Here is a 16,657-nt window from a genome sequence, read left to right on the forward strand (position 1 = left end):
GATCACCCGGCGGGTTGTAACCTGATGAGGAAAAGCTATAGTGCGTTTAGTCAGTAATCAAATCGATGCCAGTCATGGACAATATTGATCATTTCAATTTAAGGTCTTTTGACCTCAATCTCATGATTGCGTTTGACGCAATGATGCAAGAGATGAGTGTGACCAAGGCGGCAGAGAAGTTGCGCATTGGTCAATCGGCGATGAGCCACAATTTATCGACCCTGCGCATGTTGCTGGCCGATGAATTGTTTGTGCGTGTCGGACAAAAAATGCAACCGACGGCGAAGGCGCGGGCGCTGGCAGGACCAGTACGCACGGCGCTGTCTCAGGCGCAACATGCGCTTCAGGCAACGGATTGTTTTGATCCGGCCAAGGCCGAACGGCTTTTTCGTCTGGGTGTAACCGGCGAAATGGAAATGATCCTTTTGCCGGAATTGCTCCGTCATTTGCAGGGCGTGTCACCGGGAATCAAGATCCTGAGCCGGCCGATCACGTCGGACAATGTTGATAACATGATCAATAATGGCGAGATTGATCTGGCAATTGGCTGCAAAAGCCAATTGCAATCGGGATATCACGGCGAAGTGCTGTTTAATTCCGAGGTCGCATGCTGTTTCAATCCGGAGTTGACCGGATTGAGTGCGCCGGTATCGCGTGCGGAATATCTGGCATCGCGCCATGCGGTGCTGTCGCAGACCGAAAATGTTGCCGGATGTGTCGGTGTTGCCTTGCAGGGGCTTGGCATTGATCTGAATGTGGTTCTGGCAGCACCCGATTTCATGCCGCTTCTTGCCGCGGCCCGCAACAGCCCGGTTGTTGCAACCGTGCCATGCCGGATCGCCAATCAGTATGCGCCGTTATTCGGGTTGTCTTTCTGTCCGATGCCGATTGACGTCATGTTCCCGCCTGTGACCATGAACTGGGCGATCTGGACGGACAAGGATGCCGGACTTGTGTGGTTGCGCGATCAGATCCGGACCGTGATTGATTCGATTGCCCCGGATCGTGTCACGCTGGCTGCGGAATAATAACGCCTCGCCGGAAAACCGGCGAGGCGAGAAGCTGCTCCCGACGGGGAGAATTGTGGTGCAATAATCGCAGTGGAAGCAAAACTTCTGCCCCTCAGATAAGCGGCAAAGATTGCGGCGTCAATGTGATTAAAAAATGTTCATTATTTAATCTATGATTGAAAAATAATCATACAAAATGCAGTTTGCGCAAATATTCTCCCTAAACCGGCTGTAAAATAGACGCATATTGCGTGGAAAACCGGCGATTCTTGATTTTATTCTACTGCCGAAAGAATCTGGCACGGTTTTAGCAAGTATCACTGCGGTGCAATAAACTCGCAGTGGAGGCTATAAATGAATAAGAAGCTTCAAGCGCTCGTTGGCGCTGGGGCCATGGCATGGTCGGCAATGGCCATGTCAGCCGCACAGGCAGCAGATACCATCAAAGTTGGTGTGCTGCATTCTCTCTCCGGTACGATGGCGATTTCCGAAACCACCCTTAAGGACACTGTCCTGATGCTGGTTGACGATCTGAACAAGAATGGCGGTCTGCTGGGCAAGCAGGTTGAAGCTGTTGTTGTTGACCCGGCTTCCGATTGGCCGCTGTTTGCTGAAAAAGCACGCGAACTGATCGAAAAAGATCAGGTTTCGGTTGTTTTCGGTTGCTGGACGTCGGTTTCGCGTAAATCGGTTCTGCCGGTCTTTGAAGAATTGAACAGCATGCTGTTCTATCCGGTTCAGTATGAAGGCGAGGAAAGCTCGCGCAACGTATTCTATACCGGTGCCGCTCCGAACCAGCAGGCCATTCCGGCTGTTGATTACCTGATGAGCGAAGATGGTGGTGGTGCAGAGCGTATCGTTCTTCTGGGCACTGACTATGTCTACCCGCGTACGACCAACAAAATCCTGCGTTCGTATCTGAACGGCAAGGGTATCTCCGATGAAGACATCATGGAGAACTACACCCCGTTCGGTCACTCCGACTGGCAGTCGATTGTTGCTGATGTAAAAGCATTCGCATCTGCTGGCAAGAAAACCGCCGTTGTTTCGACCATTAACGGTGATGCGAACGTTCCGTTCTACAAGGAACTCGCCAACCAGGGCATCAAGGCCGAAGACATTCCGGTTGTTGCATTCTCGGTCGGTGAAGAAGAACTGGCTGGTATTGATACCGCGCCGCTCGTTGGTCACCTTGCTGCCTGGAACTACTTCCAGTCGGTCGAGTCCGATGCCAATGCTGCCTTCATCGAAAAATGGCATGCATTCATCGGCGATGAAAAACGTGTAACCAACGACCCGATGGAAGCAACCTATATCGGCTTCAACATGTGGAAACAGGCTGTCGAACAGGCTGGTACCACCGATGTTGATGCCGTTCGCCAGGCAATGTATGGCCAGGAAGTTGCCAACCTGACCGGCGGTGTTGCTGTCATGAACACCAACCATCACCTGTCCAAACCGGTTCTGATCGGTGAAGTCCAGGATGATGGCCAGTTTGACATCGTTTGGGAAACCGAAGGCACCGTCGTTGGCGATGCATGGTCGGATTTCCTTCCGGAAAGCGCAAAGCTGACCGCCGACTGGACCTATCCGTGGGTCTGCGGCAACTGTGAAAAACCGATGTACTAATTGGTTCCGGATGGGCCGGTCGTGCTTGCGCGACCGGCCCGTTCTTTATCAGGCGACTTTTATGCCTGATCCTTTCTTTAGCTAATTTTCCAGTTTGAATTCAAAGGTTTGGTGATCATGCGCAATGACATTTTTTCAGTGCTGCGCCGTTCTCCGTTCTTCGCGAGCAAGGCAAGATGTGCGGCGGTCCAAATGATTGCTGTGCTTGCATGCCTGATGGCGTTTGTGACTGTCGCACCCAACATGGCGCAGGCATTCAGCGACGAAGAACTTCGAAATATTGCCGAACAGCTTAATGATAAAAGTGCGACCAAAAAGGTTGCCGTGATCGAACAGATGGCCGCTGATGGCGATCCGCGCGTCGCCCCGATCCTTAAGGCGATGCTTGATGGTGATCTTTATGTGCGTGACAGTGACGAGCATGTCGTCATCGCCACCAAAAAGGGCAAGGTTTACACCCATATCGACATCGTCAGTGGCGAAGAATCCGGTGAAAGCAGTTCCAAGGAACTTTCCAAGATCAAGGTGAATAACCGTTTGCGCGGTGCGCTGCGCGACGCCTTGGCGACCCTGAACCTGTTTAGCCCGGACCTTGCGGTGCGAACCGCAGCAGTCGAGCAGATCATGGATGCTCGGGACCCGGCGATGTTGCCGCTGCTTTTACGCGCCATTGACCGTGAAGAAGATGAAACCCTTTTGGCCAGGATGCAACTGGCCGAGGCCACCATGGCCTTGGCAGCCGGGGAAACAACGGATGAACGTCTGGCGGCGATCCTTGTTCTTGCCAGTGAAACCACACCGCAAATTCGTGCTGTCCTGTCGCAGTTTGTCGCCAGTGCCGAAGCCGAAGGGTATCAGCCGGAAGTCGTCGAAGCGGCAAAGGATGCTCTTGAATCTGTCGAGCGGCGTCTGTCGACATGGCAGACGGTCGGCGATGTTTATCGCGGTATCAGCCTTGGTTCTGTTCTGTTGTTGGCTGCGGTTGGCCTTGCCATCACATTTGGCGTGATGGGTGTCATCAATATGGCGCACGGCGAAATGATCATGATTGGCGCCTATACCACCTTTGTGGTGCAGCAGGCACTGGCACCGTTCCTGCCATCTGGATCGGCCTGGTCACTGGCGATTTCGGTGCCTGCGGCCTTTTTGGTCGCGGGTGCGGTTGGTGTTGTTATCGAACGCTGTGTGATCCGTTTCCTGTATGGTCGGCCACTTGAGACGCTGCTTGCGACATGGGGCGTCAGTCTTGTGTTGCAGCAGGCCATTCGTTCGATTTTCGGGGCAACCAACCAGCAGGTTACCGCACCCGATTTCATGAGCGGGGCGATTGAATTCTCGACCGGTCTCGTTCTGACCTATAACCGGCTTTGGATTATCCTGTTCAGTGTGATTGTCGTGGCCGGGATTGCCGCGGTGCTACGATACACTGCCTTTGGTCTTCAGATGCGTGCGGTCACCCAGAACCGTCGCATGGCCGGATCGGTCGGTATTCGTACCGGATATGTCGATGCGCTGACTTTTGGTCTGGGCTCGGGAATTGCCGGGATTGCCGGTGTGGCACTCAGCCAGATTTCAAACGTCAGTCCGAACCTTGGTCAGACCTATATCATCGACAGTTTCATGGTGGTCGTGTTTGGCGGGGTCGGGAACCTTTGGGGCACGGTGCTTGGCGCATTCAGCCTTGGTATCGTCAACAAGTTCCTTGAACCGGTGGCGGGTGCAGTTCTTGCCAAGATCTTTGTCCTGATTGCGCTGATCCTGTTTATCCAGAAACGACCCAAGGGGCTGTTTGCCCTTAAGGGCCGCGCGGTGGAGGCCTGATCCATGACCGATTATCGTCAAAAATACAAAATGACGCCGGTTGTTGGCTGGCTTCTGCAAGATCGTGGCGGCATGATCCTTCTGGCCATCCTGATTGCTGCGGCGATCCTTGTGCCGATGGGCAATCTTCTGGTGCCCGAAGGATCGGCATTCCATGTGCCGACCTGGATGCTCAGCCTTTTGGGGAAATATCTGTGCTATGCGCTTCTGGCGCTCAGCGTTGATCTGATCTGGGGTTTCTGTGGCATCCTGTCGCTGGGGCATGGCGCGTTCTTTGCGCTGGGTGGCTATTCGATGGGGATGTATCTGATGCGTCAGATCGGGGATCGCGGGGTTTATGGCGATCCGATCCTGCCGGACTTCATGGTGTTCCTGAACTGGAAGGAATTACCCTGGTACTGGTACGGCTTTGACATGTTCTGGTTTGCCATTGTCATGGCGATGTTTGTACCGGGACTTCTGGCCTTTGTGTTTGGTTTCCTTGCCTTCCGTTCGCGCGTGACGGGGGTTTATCTTTCGATCATCACACAGGCGATGACCTATGCGCTTCTGCTGGCCTTCTTCCGTAATGACATGGGCTTTGGCGGTAATAACGGTCTGACCGATTTCAAGGATTTGCTTGGTTTCTCGTTGCAATCGGATGGTACGCGTGCCGGCTTGTTTGTGGCGTCCTGTGTGTTTCTCGGGGCGTGTTATATCGTGGCGCGCGGTATTACCCAGTCGCGTCTGGGCAAGGTTCTGATTGCCATTCGCGATGCGGAAAGCCGGGTGCGTTTCACCGGCTACCGGGTTGAATATTACAAGCTGTTTGTCTTTACCGTATCGGCCGTGATGGCGGGCATTGCCGGTGCACTTTATGTGCCGCAGGTCGGCATTATCAATCCGGGTGAATTTGCCCCGGCATTGTCGATTGAAATCGTCATCTGGGTCGCGGTTGGCGGGCGCGGCACGCTTTATGGTGCGGTGCTTGGTGCCTTTATCGTCAACTATGCCAAGACCTTCTTTACCGGGGTTATGCCGGACTTCTGGCTGTTCTTCCTGGGTGGTTTGTTCATTGCTGTGACCCTGTTCCTGCCAAAAGGGGTGATCGGTGCGGTTCCGGCATTCGGGGCGGCGGACCGGCAATCGTTGTTAACGACCTGGCGAAAACGCCGCGCAAATGAAGGAGGCAAGGCATGAGCGAAGCAGCTGTCATGGAAACAAATTCCTCGGACGAGCCGCAGGTCAAATCGGCACGGGCGGAAACCATTCTTTATGTCGACGGGGTTTCGGTGACCTTTGACGGGTTCCGTGCCCTGAACAACCTGTCATTCTATGTCGAACCGGGCGAGCTTCGCGCGATCATTGGCCCGAACGGGGCGGGCAAGACGACGATGATGGATATCATCACGGGTAAAACACGCCCTGATACCGGCGATGTTTTATTTAAAAGCGAGATCGATCTGACCAAGCTCGACGAGGCCGAGATTGCCAATCTGGGGATCGGGCGCAAGTTCCAGAAGCCGACCGTATTTGAAAGTCATACGGTTTTTGACAATCTGCTTCTGGCCTGTTCCGGCGGGCGCGGCGTGTTTCAGGCACTGTTCCATCGCTTAAGCGCAGCCGAAAAAACCAAGATCGAAAAGACCCTGATCACCATCATGCTTGAAGACAAGCGCGATGAAATGGCCGCCAACCTTTCGCATGGCCAGAAACAGTGGCTTGAGATCGGGATGCTTTTGATGCAGGAGCCCGAATTGCTTCTGGTCGATGAACCGGTTGCCGGGATGACCGATTCAGAAACCGAGGAAACGGCAAAGCTTCTGCGCACGATTGCCAAGGAATATTCAGTCGTTGTGGTCGAGCATGACATGGAATTTGTCCGCGACCTTGATTGCAAGGTGACTGTGCTGCACGAAGGATCGGTTCTGGCCGAAGGGCGGCTTGATCATGTGCAGAAAGACCCGCGGGTCATTGAAGTTTATCTCGGTCGCTAGGGGAGCCAAAACATGCTCGATGTCAGCAATATTGATCTGTTCTATGGCGCGTCCCATGCCCTGCGTAAAGTGTCGCTCAGTGCCGAAACCGGCAAGGTAACCGCTGTTCTTGGTCGGAACGGGGTTGGCAAAACGTCGTTGATGCGCGCGGTTGTTGGCCAGCATCCGATTACCGAAGGCAATATCAAATGGGAAGGCAAGGATATCTCGCGCGATCCGTCCTGGCGGCGGTCGGCCAACGGGATTGCCATTGTCCCGCAGGGTCGCGAAATCTTTCCGCTTTTGACCGTGAAGGAAAATCTTGAAACCGGGTTTGCTGCACTTCCGCGTGCCATGCGCCATATCCCCGACGAGATTTTTGAACTGTTTCCGGTTCTGCGTGACATGCTGGGCCGGCGTGGTGGTGACCTTTCAGGGGGACAGCAACAGCAGCTCGCCATCGGGCGCGCGCTTGTGACGCGCCCCCGGTTGCTGGTTCTGGATGAACCGACCGAGGGTATTCAGCCCTCGATCATCAAGGATATTCAGCGCGTTATCAAACAGCTGGCTGATCGTGGTGACATGGCGATCCTGCTGGTCGAGCAATATTTCGAATTCGCCCACGAACTGGCCGACGAGATTGTTGTTCTTGAGCGCGGCGAGGTCGTTCTGTCCGGTGCCAAGGACACGCTTGATCGTGAAAAAGTGCGGGCCTATCTGACTGTTTGATCAGCATTTGCCAAAAAATTGCGCAACTTTCACGTGATTGATCAGACCAATAGCCATCAAAATCCGTGTTTCGGCATGGATTTGATGGTTGGCCCGCATCTTGCTGTTACGCCCCTTGGAATTACCGGAAAACGGTATCAGGCCCAATAACGGGACCTCATTGATCAGGTGGCCTAGTGCAGCTTCGTAAACTCGAAACCCCGATATCTGCATCCCAAAATGCAGATGCCCAAATGACCGGAACGCCCGCGCGCATCATTACCGATGGCCGCGCAGAGGTGACATTCCGTCAGGGTTCCGGTCCTGCCCATCAGGGCGGGCATGCCGCCCTTGATCATCTTTATTACCGTGACCCGATGAAAATCCTGTTTCCGCGCCCGGTGGCCGGGGACCTTTCGACGGCGGTGCTGGTAACGACATCTGGCGGCATGGTCGGTGGCGACAAACTGGCATTTGCCGGCAAGGTCGAGGCTGGCGCATCCGCACTTTTTACCGCACAGGCCGCCGAAAAGATTTACCGCTCTGTCGGGCCCGATTGCGAAATGTCGGTTGATCTGACGGTTGAAGATGGGGGCTGGCTTGAATGGTTGCCCCACGAAAGCATCCTGTTTGATCAGGCGCGGCTTCGTCGCAAGACAACCATTGCCGCATCGGGATCAGGCATGGTTATGGCCGGTGAAATGATGGTTTTCGGGCGTCTGGCACGGGGTGAAGTGTTCAAAGACGGATTGGCGCGCGATGCATGGGATGTGTCGATTGAAGGGCGCCCGGTGTGGCGTGACGCGCTTCATCTTGAAGGTGATGTGTTGCGCATTCTGGATCACGGGGCGGGTTTTGACGGGGCACGCGCCAATGCCACGGCCATTCTGGTCGGGCATGGGGCAGAAGATCATCTTGATGCGGCACGCGACTGTCTTGAACAGGCATCCGCGGGGCTGGCAAAGGGCGAGGTCCTGTGTGCCGCGACCGCGATGAAGGGAATTGTGATCACGCGCTTTATGGCACGTGATCCGATGTATTTGCGCCGGGTATATGGCGGATGGTGGAAGCAGTTCCGCCATAAAACAAGGGGGCTTCCCGAACGTTTGCCGCGTTTGTGGGAGATTTAGAACGGTGGATCCAAGGAGTAGCCAGGCATGAATTTGACGCCACGCGAAAAGGACAAACTGCTGGTTTCGGTTGCGGCCATGGTCGCACGCAACCGCCTTGCACGGGGGGTAAAGCTTAATTACCCGGAATCGATCGCGATCATCACCGACTATGTCGTTGAAGGCGCGCGCGATGGCAAATCTGTTGCCGATCTGATGCGCGACGGGGCGACCGTGATTTCGCGTGATCAGGTCATGGATGGCATTGCCGAGATGATCCACGAAATCCAGGTCGAAGCAACCTTCCCTGACGGGACGAAGCTTGTGACCGTTCATGAACCCATTCGCTAAGGAGGCGCTATCATGATTCCAGGTGAAATCATTACCAAGGAAGGCAGCCTTATTCTTAACGAGGGGCGCGAAACCAAGACCATCATGGTTGCCAATACCGGTGATCGTCCGGTGCAGGTCGGATCGCATTATCATTTCTATGAAACCAATCCGGGGCTTGATTTTGACCGCGAGGCCGCACGCGGTTTTCGCCTTGATATCCCGGCCGGGACGGCAGTGCGCTTTGAGCCGGGTCAGTCGCGCGAGGTCAATCTGGTGAAATATGCCGGGTCTGGCACGGTCTATGGCTTTAACGCCAAAATCAACGGCAAGCTCTAAGCGGGGGAACGATACATGGCATATGAAATTGATCGTCCATCCTATGCGGCCATGTTTGGCCCGACCGTTGGCGATAAGGTCCGTCTGGCTGATACCGACCTGATCATCGAGGTCGAAAAGGATTTCACCACCCTTGGCGAGGAAGTCAAATTCGGTGGTGGCAAGGTCATCCGTGATGGCATGGGGCAGTCGCAGGCAACGCGCGCCGAAGGTGCGGTTGATACCGTGATCACCAATGCGCTGATCCTTGATTATACCGGCATCGTCAAAGCCGACATCGGCATCACCGGTGGTCGTATTTCCGGGATCGGCAAGGCCGGGAACCCCGATGTTCAGCCCGGTGTCGATATCATCATCGGTCCGGGCACCGAGATCATCGCGGGCGAAGGCAATATCATTACCGCTGGCGGTATTGATGCCCACATTCACTGGATTTGCCCGCAGCAGGTTGAAGATGCCCTTTATTCCGGCGTGACCAGCATGCTGGGCGGTGGCACTGGCCCGGCTGCCGGGACCAACGCAACTACCTGTACGCCCGGTCCCTGGCATATTGCCCGGATGTTGCAGGCAGCTGACGGTATTCCGATGAATATCGGTTTCTTTGGCAAGGGCAATGCAACCCTTCCGGGATCGCTGATCGAACAGATCAAGGCAGGCGCCTGTGGCCTTAAGCTTCATGAAGACTGGGGTACGACACCAGCTGCGATTGATACCTGCCTTTCGGTTGCCGATGACCTTGATGTTCAGGTCATGATCCATACCGATACGCTCAATGAAAGCGGCTTTGTTGAGCATACCCGCGCATCGTTCAAGGGCCGCACCATTCACACCTTCCATACCGAAGGTGCCGGTGGCGGGCACGCACCAGACATCATCAAGCTGTGCGGCGAGGCCAACGTTCTGCCAAGCTCGACCAACCCGACCCGTCCGTTTACGGTCAATACGATTGACGAGCATCTGGACATGCTGATGGTCTGCCATCACCTTGATCCGAAAATCCCAGAAGACGTGGCCTTCGCCGAAAGCCGTATTCGCCGCGAAACCATCGCCGCCGAAGATATTCTGCATGACCTTGGCGCGTTTTCGATTATCTCGTCAGACAGTCAGGCCATGGGCCGTGTGGGTGAAGTCATCACGCGTACCTGGCAGACCGCAGACAAGATGAAGAAACAGCGTGGTGCCTTGCCCGAAGATGCGGGCAAGGGGAATGATAACTTCCGCGCCAAGCGCTATGTCGCCAAATACACCATCAACCCGGCAATTGCGCAGGGCATCGGGGCACATGTGGGCTCCATCGAAGTTGGCAAGATCGCCGATCTTGTGGTCTGGAAGCCGATGTTCTTTGGCACCAAGCCCGATATGGTGGTCAAGGCCGGGATGATTATTGCAGCGGCCATGGGCGATCCGAACGCCTCGATCCCGACGCCGCAGCCGGTCCATTACCGCCCGATGTTCGGGGCCTATGGCAATGCGCTTTCGAAGTCGAGTTTCTCGTTCGTTTCACAGGCTGGCATTGATGCCGGAATTGCCGCCGAATTCGGCCTTTCCAAGGAATTGCTGGCCGTATCGAATACGCGCAATATCGGCAAGAAGGACATGAAGCTTAATGATGCGCTTCCGGTCATGGAAGTCGATCCGGAAACCTATCAGGTGACCGCAGACGGGGAACTTCTGACCTGTCAGCCGGTTGATGTTGTGCCGATGGCACAGCGTTACTTCCTGTTCTGATCGGATAAGCTTTATGCGTCACGCCATTGAACATATCCCGGTTGATCGTTCCGATGCGGCCCCTGAACTGATGGAGGTACGCGGGACGGTAACCCTGGCCTTTTCGGATCGGCACCGCCGGCGCATTCGTCTGATGGATGATGCGGGCGAACCCTTCCTGCTTGACCTTCCGCATGCGGTGCGTCTGGCGGACGGGGATCGTTTGCGCCTTGTCGATGGCGGGGTGATTGTGGTGCGCGCCGCCGACGAGCCGGTATTGACCATTACCGCATCCGGTCCGATTGCCGCGGCCAAGCTGGCCTGGCATATCGGCAACCGTCATACCCCGGTCGAGGTCCTTAAAGACGGGCGGTTGCGCATTATCGATGATCATGTGATGCGTGACATGATTACCGGGCTCGGCGGGGTGGTCGACCAGGAAATCGCCCCGTTCAATCCGCTGAACGGGGCCTATCACGGGCTTGGCGGCGCACATGGTCACAGCCATGGCAACGATCACTTCGATCATGAAGATCATGGTCGTGATCACAAGCATGGCCATAGTCATTCGCATGGTCATGGACACAGCCACTCGCACAGCCACGGTGATCACAGCCATTCCCACGCCCATACCGCAGGGAAACCGCATGACCACTGAAACCCTGACCCTTAACCCCGCTGGATTGATGCGGTTGATGACATGGCTTAGTCCGTCATTTCCGGTCGGTGCCTATACCTATTCCCATGGTGTGGAATATGCGGTGGAAGACGGTCGGGTCAGCTCGGCCAATACCCTGATCAACTGGGTTGAAGGGGTATTGGAATTCGGGGCCGGGCGGATTGATGCGGTGCTGTTCTGTGCAGCATGGCGAGCGGCCCTTGCAGGCGAGGAAGAAGCCCTGTTTGACATAGGTGTTGAGGCCGATTGCTGGCGCGGCACATCTGAAATGGCGTTGGAGGCAACCGCGCAGGGGCGTGCCTTTGTCTCGACGGTGGAAAAAGTCTGGGGCGAGGGTGTTCTGACGCGCTGGGCCAGCCGCATGCGTGGCGATGATCGTTTGCCATCCTATCCGGTGGCCGTGGGCATTGCGGCCGCCGAGGTCAAAGTGCCATTGCAGGATGCCTTGACCGCCTATTTGCATGCCATGGCGGCAAACCTTGTTTCCAGTGCGGTGCGTCTTGTGCCGCTTGGTCAGACCGATGGTGTCCGGTCCCTGTCATCCCTTGATCAGGCAGTTTCGATTGCCGTTGATCATGCGATGAGCGCTGATCTGTCTGATCTCGGTGCTGCGGCGCCGCTGGTTGACTGGACATCGATGAAACACGAAACCCAATATACGAGGCTATTTAGATCATGAGCTCTCCCCTTCGTATCGGAATTGGTGGGCCGGTTGGCTCGGGCAAAACCGCACTTCTGGAGCGCCTGTGCAAGGCCATGCGCGATGAATTCAATATCGCGGCCATCACCAATGATATCTATACCCGCGAAGACGCCGAATTCATGACCCGTTCGGGGGCACTGGCAGCAGATCGTATTGCCGGTGTTGAAACTGGAGGCTGCCCGCATACGGCCATTCGCGAAGACGCGTCGATCAATCTGGCGGCGGTCGAAGACATGGCGGCCAAGCATGCCGGGCTTGAGGCGATCTTTATTGAATCGGGCGGCGATAACCTGTCGGCCACCTTCTCGCCGGAGCTTGCCGATATCACGATTTACGTCATCGACGTCTCGGCAGGCGACAAAATCCCGCGCAAGGGCGGGCCGGGCATTACGCGATCCGATTTGCTGGTGATCAACAAGACCGATCTGGCACCACTGGTCGGGGCCGATCTGGGCGTGATGGACCGCGATGCCAGGAAAATGCGCGGCGATCGTCCGTTCCTGTTTACCAATCTCAAGGCCATGGATGGTCTTGAAGACGTCAAGAATTTCATCATCGAGACAGGGGGGCTCCGCCAATCCGCAGCATCCTGATATGGGGATATAAGGAAAGCTGCACGGGCTTGCCAGTTGCATTGACAGCGGCACTGACCCAAGGATGACGGGAGCACGCATCGCCCGGCCGGAGACGGTCGGGCGTTTGTGCATTTTGGGTTCAAAATTTAAATGCAACTTTTCGGTTGCATAATTGGAAGTCTTCTGGCAAATTAAATGCAACCAGGAGGTTGCGTTATGTCAAATACCATTGAGAAGTCGATTGAAATCAAAGCATCCCGTTCACGTGTCTGGAAGGCCCTGACCGATTCAAAGGAATTCGGCGCATGGTTCGGGATCAATATCGAGGGACCGTTTAAGGTGGGCAAGGTATCTTCGGGGAAGATCACCATCGAAGGTTTTACCCATGTGCCGTGGAACTCCACGATCAAGGCGATGGAGGAACCATCCTATTTCGCCTATACATGGCATCCATATGCGGTTGATCCGGATGTGGATTACAGCGGTGAACCCGAAACACTTGTCGAATTCTGGCTTGAAGAATCTGATGGTCAGACATCGGTTCGGGTGCGCGAAACCGGATTTGATAACCTGCCACCCCATCGCATTGCTGATGCGTTGCGGGCCAATACACATGGCTGGGGCGCCCAGTTGGAAAACATCAAGAAACATGTCGAAAACTGAACATAATCCTGCATATCTCAAACATGACCGTGATTTTTCGGTCATGTTTGCCGCTTTGGGCGATCCGACACGGTTGGCGATCTTTGATCGTCTGGCGGATGGCAAGCCGCGTTCGATCTCGGCGCTGTCTGACGATGCCGATATGACGCGTCAGGCGGTGACCAAGCATCTGCGTGTTCTTGAAACGGCGGGTCTTGTGCAAAGTCACAAGGTCGGGCGCGAAAGCCAGTATGCCTTTTGCCCCGAACAGCTTGCCCAGGCGCGCGCCTATCTTGATCAGGTTGCCGGACGGTGGGAATCCGCCCTTATGCGGCTTAAAACCTTTGTCGAAGGCGATCAGGACTAAGCATTTGAATTCCATTGCTTATCACCGGGACGGGTGCACTGATCCCGGTGATGGCGATGTCATTTTGCTTGGCGTCGTTCAGATTTGCGGTTATCCCATATCGCGTTGAGCTGGTCGGGCGGACCGGTTAACGAAAGGCGTCCTTGCGCAAGGGGTTGATGCAGGGATGCTTTATAACGGGAATGGGAACCGTTACATGAAGACCAAAGATATCGTCTATATCGCCTTGTTTGCGGCAATGACCGCTGTTCTTGGCCTGTTTCCGCCAATCACACTTCCGATTACCGGTGTGCCGGTAACCGCCCAGTCACTGGGGCCGATGTTGGCTGGTGCCATTTTGGGCGCACGTCGCGGCGGGCTTTCGATTGTGCTGTTCCTTGTGCTGGTGGCACTTGGTTTGCCACTGCTTTCGGGTGGCCGTGGCGGCTTTGGCGTGATGGTCGGGGTGACCGGCGGGTTTATTTTTGGCTGGGCCATTTCGGCCTTTGTCATCGGCCTTTTGATCGAAAAATTCTGGAACCGGCTGAATGTCGTTAAGGCGGCAGTTTCGATTGCCTTTGGCGGGATCGTTGTCCTTTATGCCATTGGCAATGCCTGGGTCGCGGTGGCCGCAGATATCAGCTATTGGCAGGCAACAGTTGGCGCAGCACCCTTCCTGATCGGTGATGCGATCAAGGTGGCGATTGCAACCGCTGCATGTCTTGCGGTGCGTCGCTCGTATCCCTTGATTTCGAAATCAGCCTGACATCTTATGGGCGCAAGCAGAGATCGCCGTTGCGGTCTGCTTGCGCCCGTTCTCCGCTCATTTTAAACCAGACCCCTTTCCCGAAGAACGCCGGACAGCCAACCCCATGATCCGTTTTGAAAATGTATCTGTGCAATTTGATGCACGCCGCGCCCTTGAGGATATCGACCTCACGCTTAGCCAAAAGCGCATCGGGATCATCGGCGCCAATGGATCGGGTAAAAGCACCTTCGTGCGGCTTCTGAACGGGCTTCAGACCGCAACCAGCGGACGGGTTTTGATTGATGACCTTGATCCGGCCAAGGATGGCCGCAAGATCCGCCGCCATGTCGGCTTTGTTTTCCAGAACCCCGATAACCAGATCGTCTATCCGGTGGTTGAAGAAGATCTGGCCTTCGGGCTCAAGGCCCTGAAACTGCCCAAGGACGAGATCAACCGGCGCGTTGATGAAATCCTTGCGCGTTATGATCTGTCGGATTTCAAAACCCATCCCAGCCATCTGCTTAGCGGCGGGCAGAAACAGCTTCTGGCCATTTCCGGCGTTCTGGTGATGGAGCCGCGCTATATTGTGCTGGACGAGCCGACCACCTTGCTTGACCTGCGTAATCGCAACCGGGTTGAACGCGCCATTGCCGATCTGGATCAAATGGTGATCACGGTATCGCATGATCTTGATCTGATTGCCGGTTATGACCGGGTGTTGGTGTTTGAAAATGGCAGGATTGTTGTTGATGACATTCCGGGCAATGCCATTCCGAAATATCGCGAGATGATGGCATGATCGCAGGCCTTTACAGGGACGGGAACTCTGTGCTCCATCGCGCACAGGCCGGGGCAAAGATCCTTGCCATGGTTGCCCTTGGTACGGGTGTGTTCCTGATCCCTGACTGGCCGGTGGTCAGCCTTGTTCTGGTCAGTGTGATTGTGCTTTATCGCATTTCGGGGTTCGGTTGGGCGACCATGACAGCCCAGATCAAGCCGATGTTCTGGCTGCTTGCGATCTTTTTTGCCGTGCAGCTTTGGCTGAATGACTGGCAGGCGGGATTGTTGGTCATTACCCGGATTGCCGCCATTGTGATGTTTGCATCGCTTGTGACCCTGACCACCAAAACATCCGATATGCTGGCATCCCTTGAGCGTGCCATGCGTCCGCTTAAACCGCTGGGCGTGAACCCGGAAAAGGTCAGTCTGGCGATTTCAATGGTGCTGCGCTTTATCCCGGTCATCGCCACGGTGGCATCGGAAATCCGTGATGCCCAGCGCGCGCGCGGCCTTGATCGATCCATCCTTGCGATGATCGTGCCCCTGATTATCCGGACCCTTAAAATGGCCGATGATGTTGCCGATGCCATTGAGGCACGCAGTTTCGATTGACTTCATGAGCCTGAATAAGGCCCCGACACGTCAAGGGGGGGGGAGAACGGTATCTGGCGACGTGCCGGGGAAACCGGAGATCGGGGTGCAATCAGCTCAGGCCAAGATGCTTGGCGTGGAAGCGGATATGATCTTCGATAAAGGTCGAGATGAAGTAATAGCTATGGTCATAGCCATCCTGCATCCGAAGGGTCAGTGGATAGTTTGATGCCTTGGCAGCAGCTTCAAGTGCCTCCGGCTTAAGCTGTTCGGCAAGGAAGCCGTCGGCATCGCCCTGATCAACCAGTGCCGGTGTCCGGGCGTCGCTTGCCGTGGCGGCCTTCATCAGTTCCGAGCTGTCCCATGCCTTCCAGGCCGATTTGTCATCGCCGAGATAATTGCCAAGTGCCTTTTGGCCCCACGGGCAATTGATCGGGTTGGTGATCGGTGAAAAGGCCGTGACCGATTTGAAGGTGCCGGGATTGCGAAGCGCAATCATCAAGGCGCCATGCCCGCCCATCGAATGACCGGAAATTACCGCATCGTCACTGACCGGGAAGTGATCCTTGATCAGTGCGGGCAGTTCCTTGGTCACGTAATCATACATGCGGTAATTGCGCGCCCAGGGTTCCTGGGTGGCATTGACGTAAAAGCCCGCACCCTTGCCGAAATCATAGGCTTCGTTCTCGTCATCGGGGACATGATCGCCACGCGGGCTGGTGTCCGGGGCGACAATCGCAATGCCAAGCTCGGCGGCCACACGAAACGCACCGGCCTTTTGCATGAAGTTTTCATCGGTACAGGTCAGGCCCGAAAGCCAGTACATGACCGGGACCTTGGTGCCGTTGCCAGCCTGTGGCGGCAGGAAGATGGCAAAGCGCATGTCGCAGCCCAGCACCGCAGACGGGTGGGTGTATTGCTTTTGCCAGCCGCCAAACACCTTGTTGCTTGATGCGTTTTCAATACCCATTCGGGCCTCCTTCTG

The 16,657-nt window shown here is 55.4% G+C and carries 19 protein-coding genes; 18 read left to right on the top strand and 1 reads right to left on the bottom strand.

Features of this window, described 5'->3' with window-relative positions; translation table 11 throughout:
- The first annotated feature begins 122 nt into the window (after positions 1-122).
- From ACTU44_RS03815 to ACTU44_RS03900, 18 genes are all read left to right on the top strand, one after another.
- Positions 123-1,028, top strand: a complete 906-nt coding sequence (locus ACTU44_RS03815; RefSeq protein WP_336080010.1) for a LysR family transcriptional regulator — start codon at positions 123-125, stop codon at positions 1,026-1,028.
- Between the two features lie 336 nt (positions 1,029-1,364).
- A complete protein-coding gene (urtA, locus tag ACTU44_RS03820; RefSeq protein WP_114096687.1) occupies positions 1,365-2,639 on the top strand; it encodes an urea ABC transporter substrate-binding protein in 1,275 nt (424 codons plus the stop codon).
- Positions 2,640-2,831: 192 nt separating this feature from the next.
- Entirely contained in the window at positions 2,832-4,460 is a 1,629-nt protein-coding gene (urtB, locus tag ACTU44_RS03825; RefSeq protein ID WP_462096719.1) for an urea ABC transporter permease subunit UrtB, read from the top strand.
- 3 nt (positions 4,461-4,463) lie between these two features.
- Positions 4,464-5,639: an urea ABC transporter permease subunit UrtC gene (gene urtC, locus ACTU44_RS03830; RefSeq protein ID WP_181850144.1), complete on the top strand. Its 1,176-nt coding sequence runs from the start codon at positions 4,464-4,466 to the stop codon at positions 5,637-5,639.
- Positions 5,636-6,436 carry an urea ABC transporter ATP-binding protein UrtD gene (urtD, locus tag ACTU44_RS03835; RefSeq protein WP_462096720.1) on the top strand — a complete coding sequence of 267 codons (801 nt, stop codon included), beginning with the start codon at positions 5,636-5,638 and terminating at the stop codon, positions 6,434-6,436. Before urtC ends, urtD begins: the two co-directional genes overlap by 4 nt.
- A gap of 12 nt (positions 6,437-6,448) precedes the next feature.
- Positions 6,449-7,144, top strand: coding sequence for an urea ABC transporter ATP-binding subunit UrtE (urtE, locus tag ACTU44_RS03840; protein ID WP_114096689.1), 696 nt, complete (start codon positions 6,449-6,451; stop codon positions 7,142-7,144).
- A gap of 233 nt (positions 7,145-7,377) precedes the next feature.
- Entirely contained in the window at positions 7,378-8,253 is an 876-nt protein-coding gene (locus tag ACTU44_RS03845) for an urease accessory protein UreD (RefSeq protein ID WP_462096721.1), read from the top strand.
- Between the two features lie 27 nt (positions 8,254-8,280).
- Complete coding sequence (locus ACTU44_RS03850; RefSeq protein WP_114096691.1) at positions 8,281-8,583, top strand: urease subunit gamma; 303 nt, start codon at positions 8,281-8,283, stop codon at positions 8,581-8,583.
- A 12-nt stretch (positions 8,584-8,595) separates the two neighbouring features.
- Positions 8,596-8,901, top strand: coding sequence for an urease subunit beta (locus ACTU44_RS03855; protein ID WP_101245282.1), 306 nt, complete (start codon positions 8,596-8,598; stop codon positions 8,899-8,901).
- A gap of 15 nt (positions 8,902-8,916) precedes the next feature.
- Complete coding sequence (gene ureC / locus ACTU44_RS03860; protein ID WP_462096722.1) at positions 8,917-10,629, top strand: urease subunit alpha; 1,713 nt, start codon at positions 8,917-8,919, stop codon at positions 10,627-10,629.
- Positions 10,630-10,642: 13 nt separating this feature from the next.
- A complete protein-coding gene (locus ACTU44_RS03865) occupies positions 10,643-11,266 on the top strand; it encodes an urease accessory protein UreE (protein ID WP_462096723.1) in 624 nt (207 codons plus the stop codon).
- On the top strand, positions 11,256-11,966 hold the full coding sequence (locus ACTU44_RS03870; RefSeq protein WP_462096724.1) for an urease accessory protein UreF: 711 nt from the start codon (positions 11,256-11,258) through the stop codon (positions 11,964-11,966). Before ACTU44_RS03865 ends, ACTU44_RS03870 begins: the two co-directional genes overlap by 11 nt.
- Entirely contained in the window at positions 11,963-12,583 is a 621-nt protein-coding gene (ureG, locus tag ACTU44_RS03875; protein WP_114096695.1) for an urease accessory protein UreG, read from the top strand. The genes ACTU44_RS03870 and ureG overlap by 4 nt, the downstream gene beginning before the upstream one ends.
- 198 nt (positions 12,584-12,781) lie before the next feature.
- Complete coding sequence (locus ACTU44_RS03880; RefSeq protein ID WP_114096696.1) at positions 12,782-13,228, top strand: SRPBCC family protein; 447 nt, start codon at positions 12,782-12,784, stop codon at positions 13,226-13,228.
- Positions 13,215-13,574 (top strand): ArsR/SmtB family transcription factor, encoded by a 360-nt coding sequence (locus tag ACTU44_RS03885; protein WP_336080018.1) that lies wholly within the window; start codon positions 13,215-13,217, stop codon positions 13,572-13,574. Before ACTU44_RS03880 ends, ACTU44_RS03885 begins: the two co-directional genes overlap by 14 nt.
- Positions 13,575-13,770: 196 nt before the next feature.
- Positions 13,771-14,319, top strand: a complete 549-nt coding sequence (locus ACTU44_RS03890; protein WP_462096725.1) for a biotin transporter BioY — start codon at positions 13,771-13,773, stop codon at positions 14,317-14,319.
- 106 nt (positions 14,320-14,425) lie between these two features.
- Complete coding sequence (locus tag ACTU44_RS03895; RefSeq protein WP_462096726.1) at positions 14,426-15,100, top strand: energy-coupling factor ABC transporter ATP-binding protein; 675 nt, start codon at positions 14,426-14,428, stop codon at positions 15,098-15,100.
- Entirely contained in the window at positions 15,097-15,693 is a 597-nt protein-coding gene (locus ACTU44_RS03900; RefSeq protein WP_114096700.1) for an energy-coupling factor transporter transmembrane component T family protein, read from the top strand. Before ACTU44_RS03895 ends, ACTU44_RS03900 begins: the two co-directional genes overlap by 4 nt.
- A 91-nt stretch (positions 15,694-15,784) precedes the next feature.
- On the opposite strand, the gene fghA is transcribed toward ACTU44_RS03900, so the two are convergent.
- Positions 15,785-16,642 carry an S-formylglutathione hydrolase gene (gene fghA / locus ACTU44_RS03905; protein WP_462096727.1) on the bottom strand — a complete coding sequence of 286 codons (858 nt, stop codon included), beginning with the start codon at positions 16,640-16,642 and terminating at the stop codon, positions 15,785-15,787.
- Between the last annotated feature and the right edge of the window lie 15 nt (positions 16,643-16,657).

This window comes from Thalassospira sp. SM2505 (genome assembly GCF_054901115.1).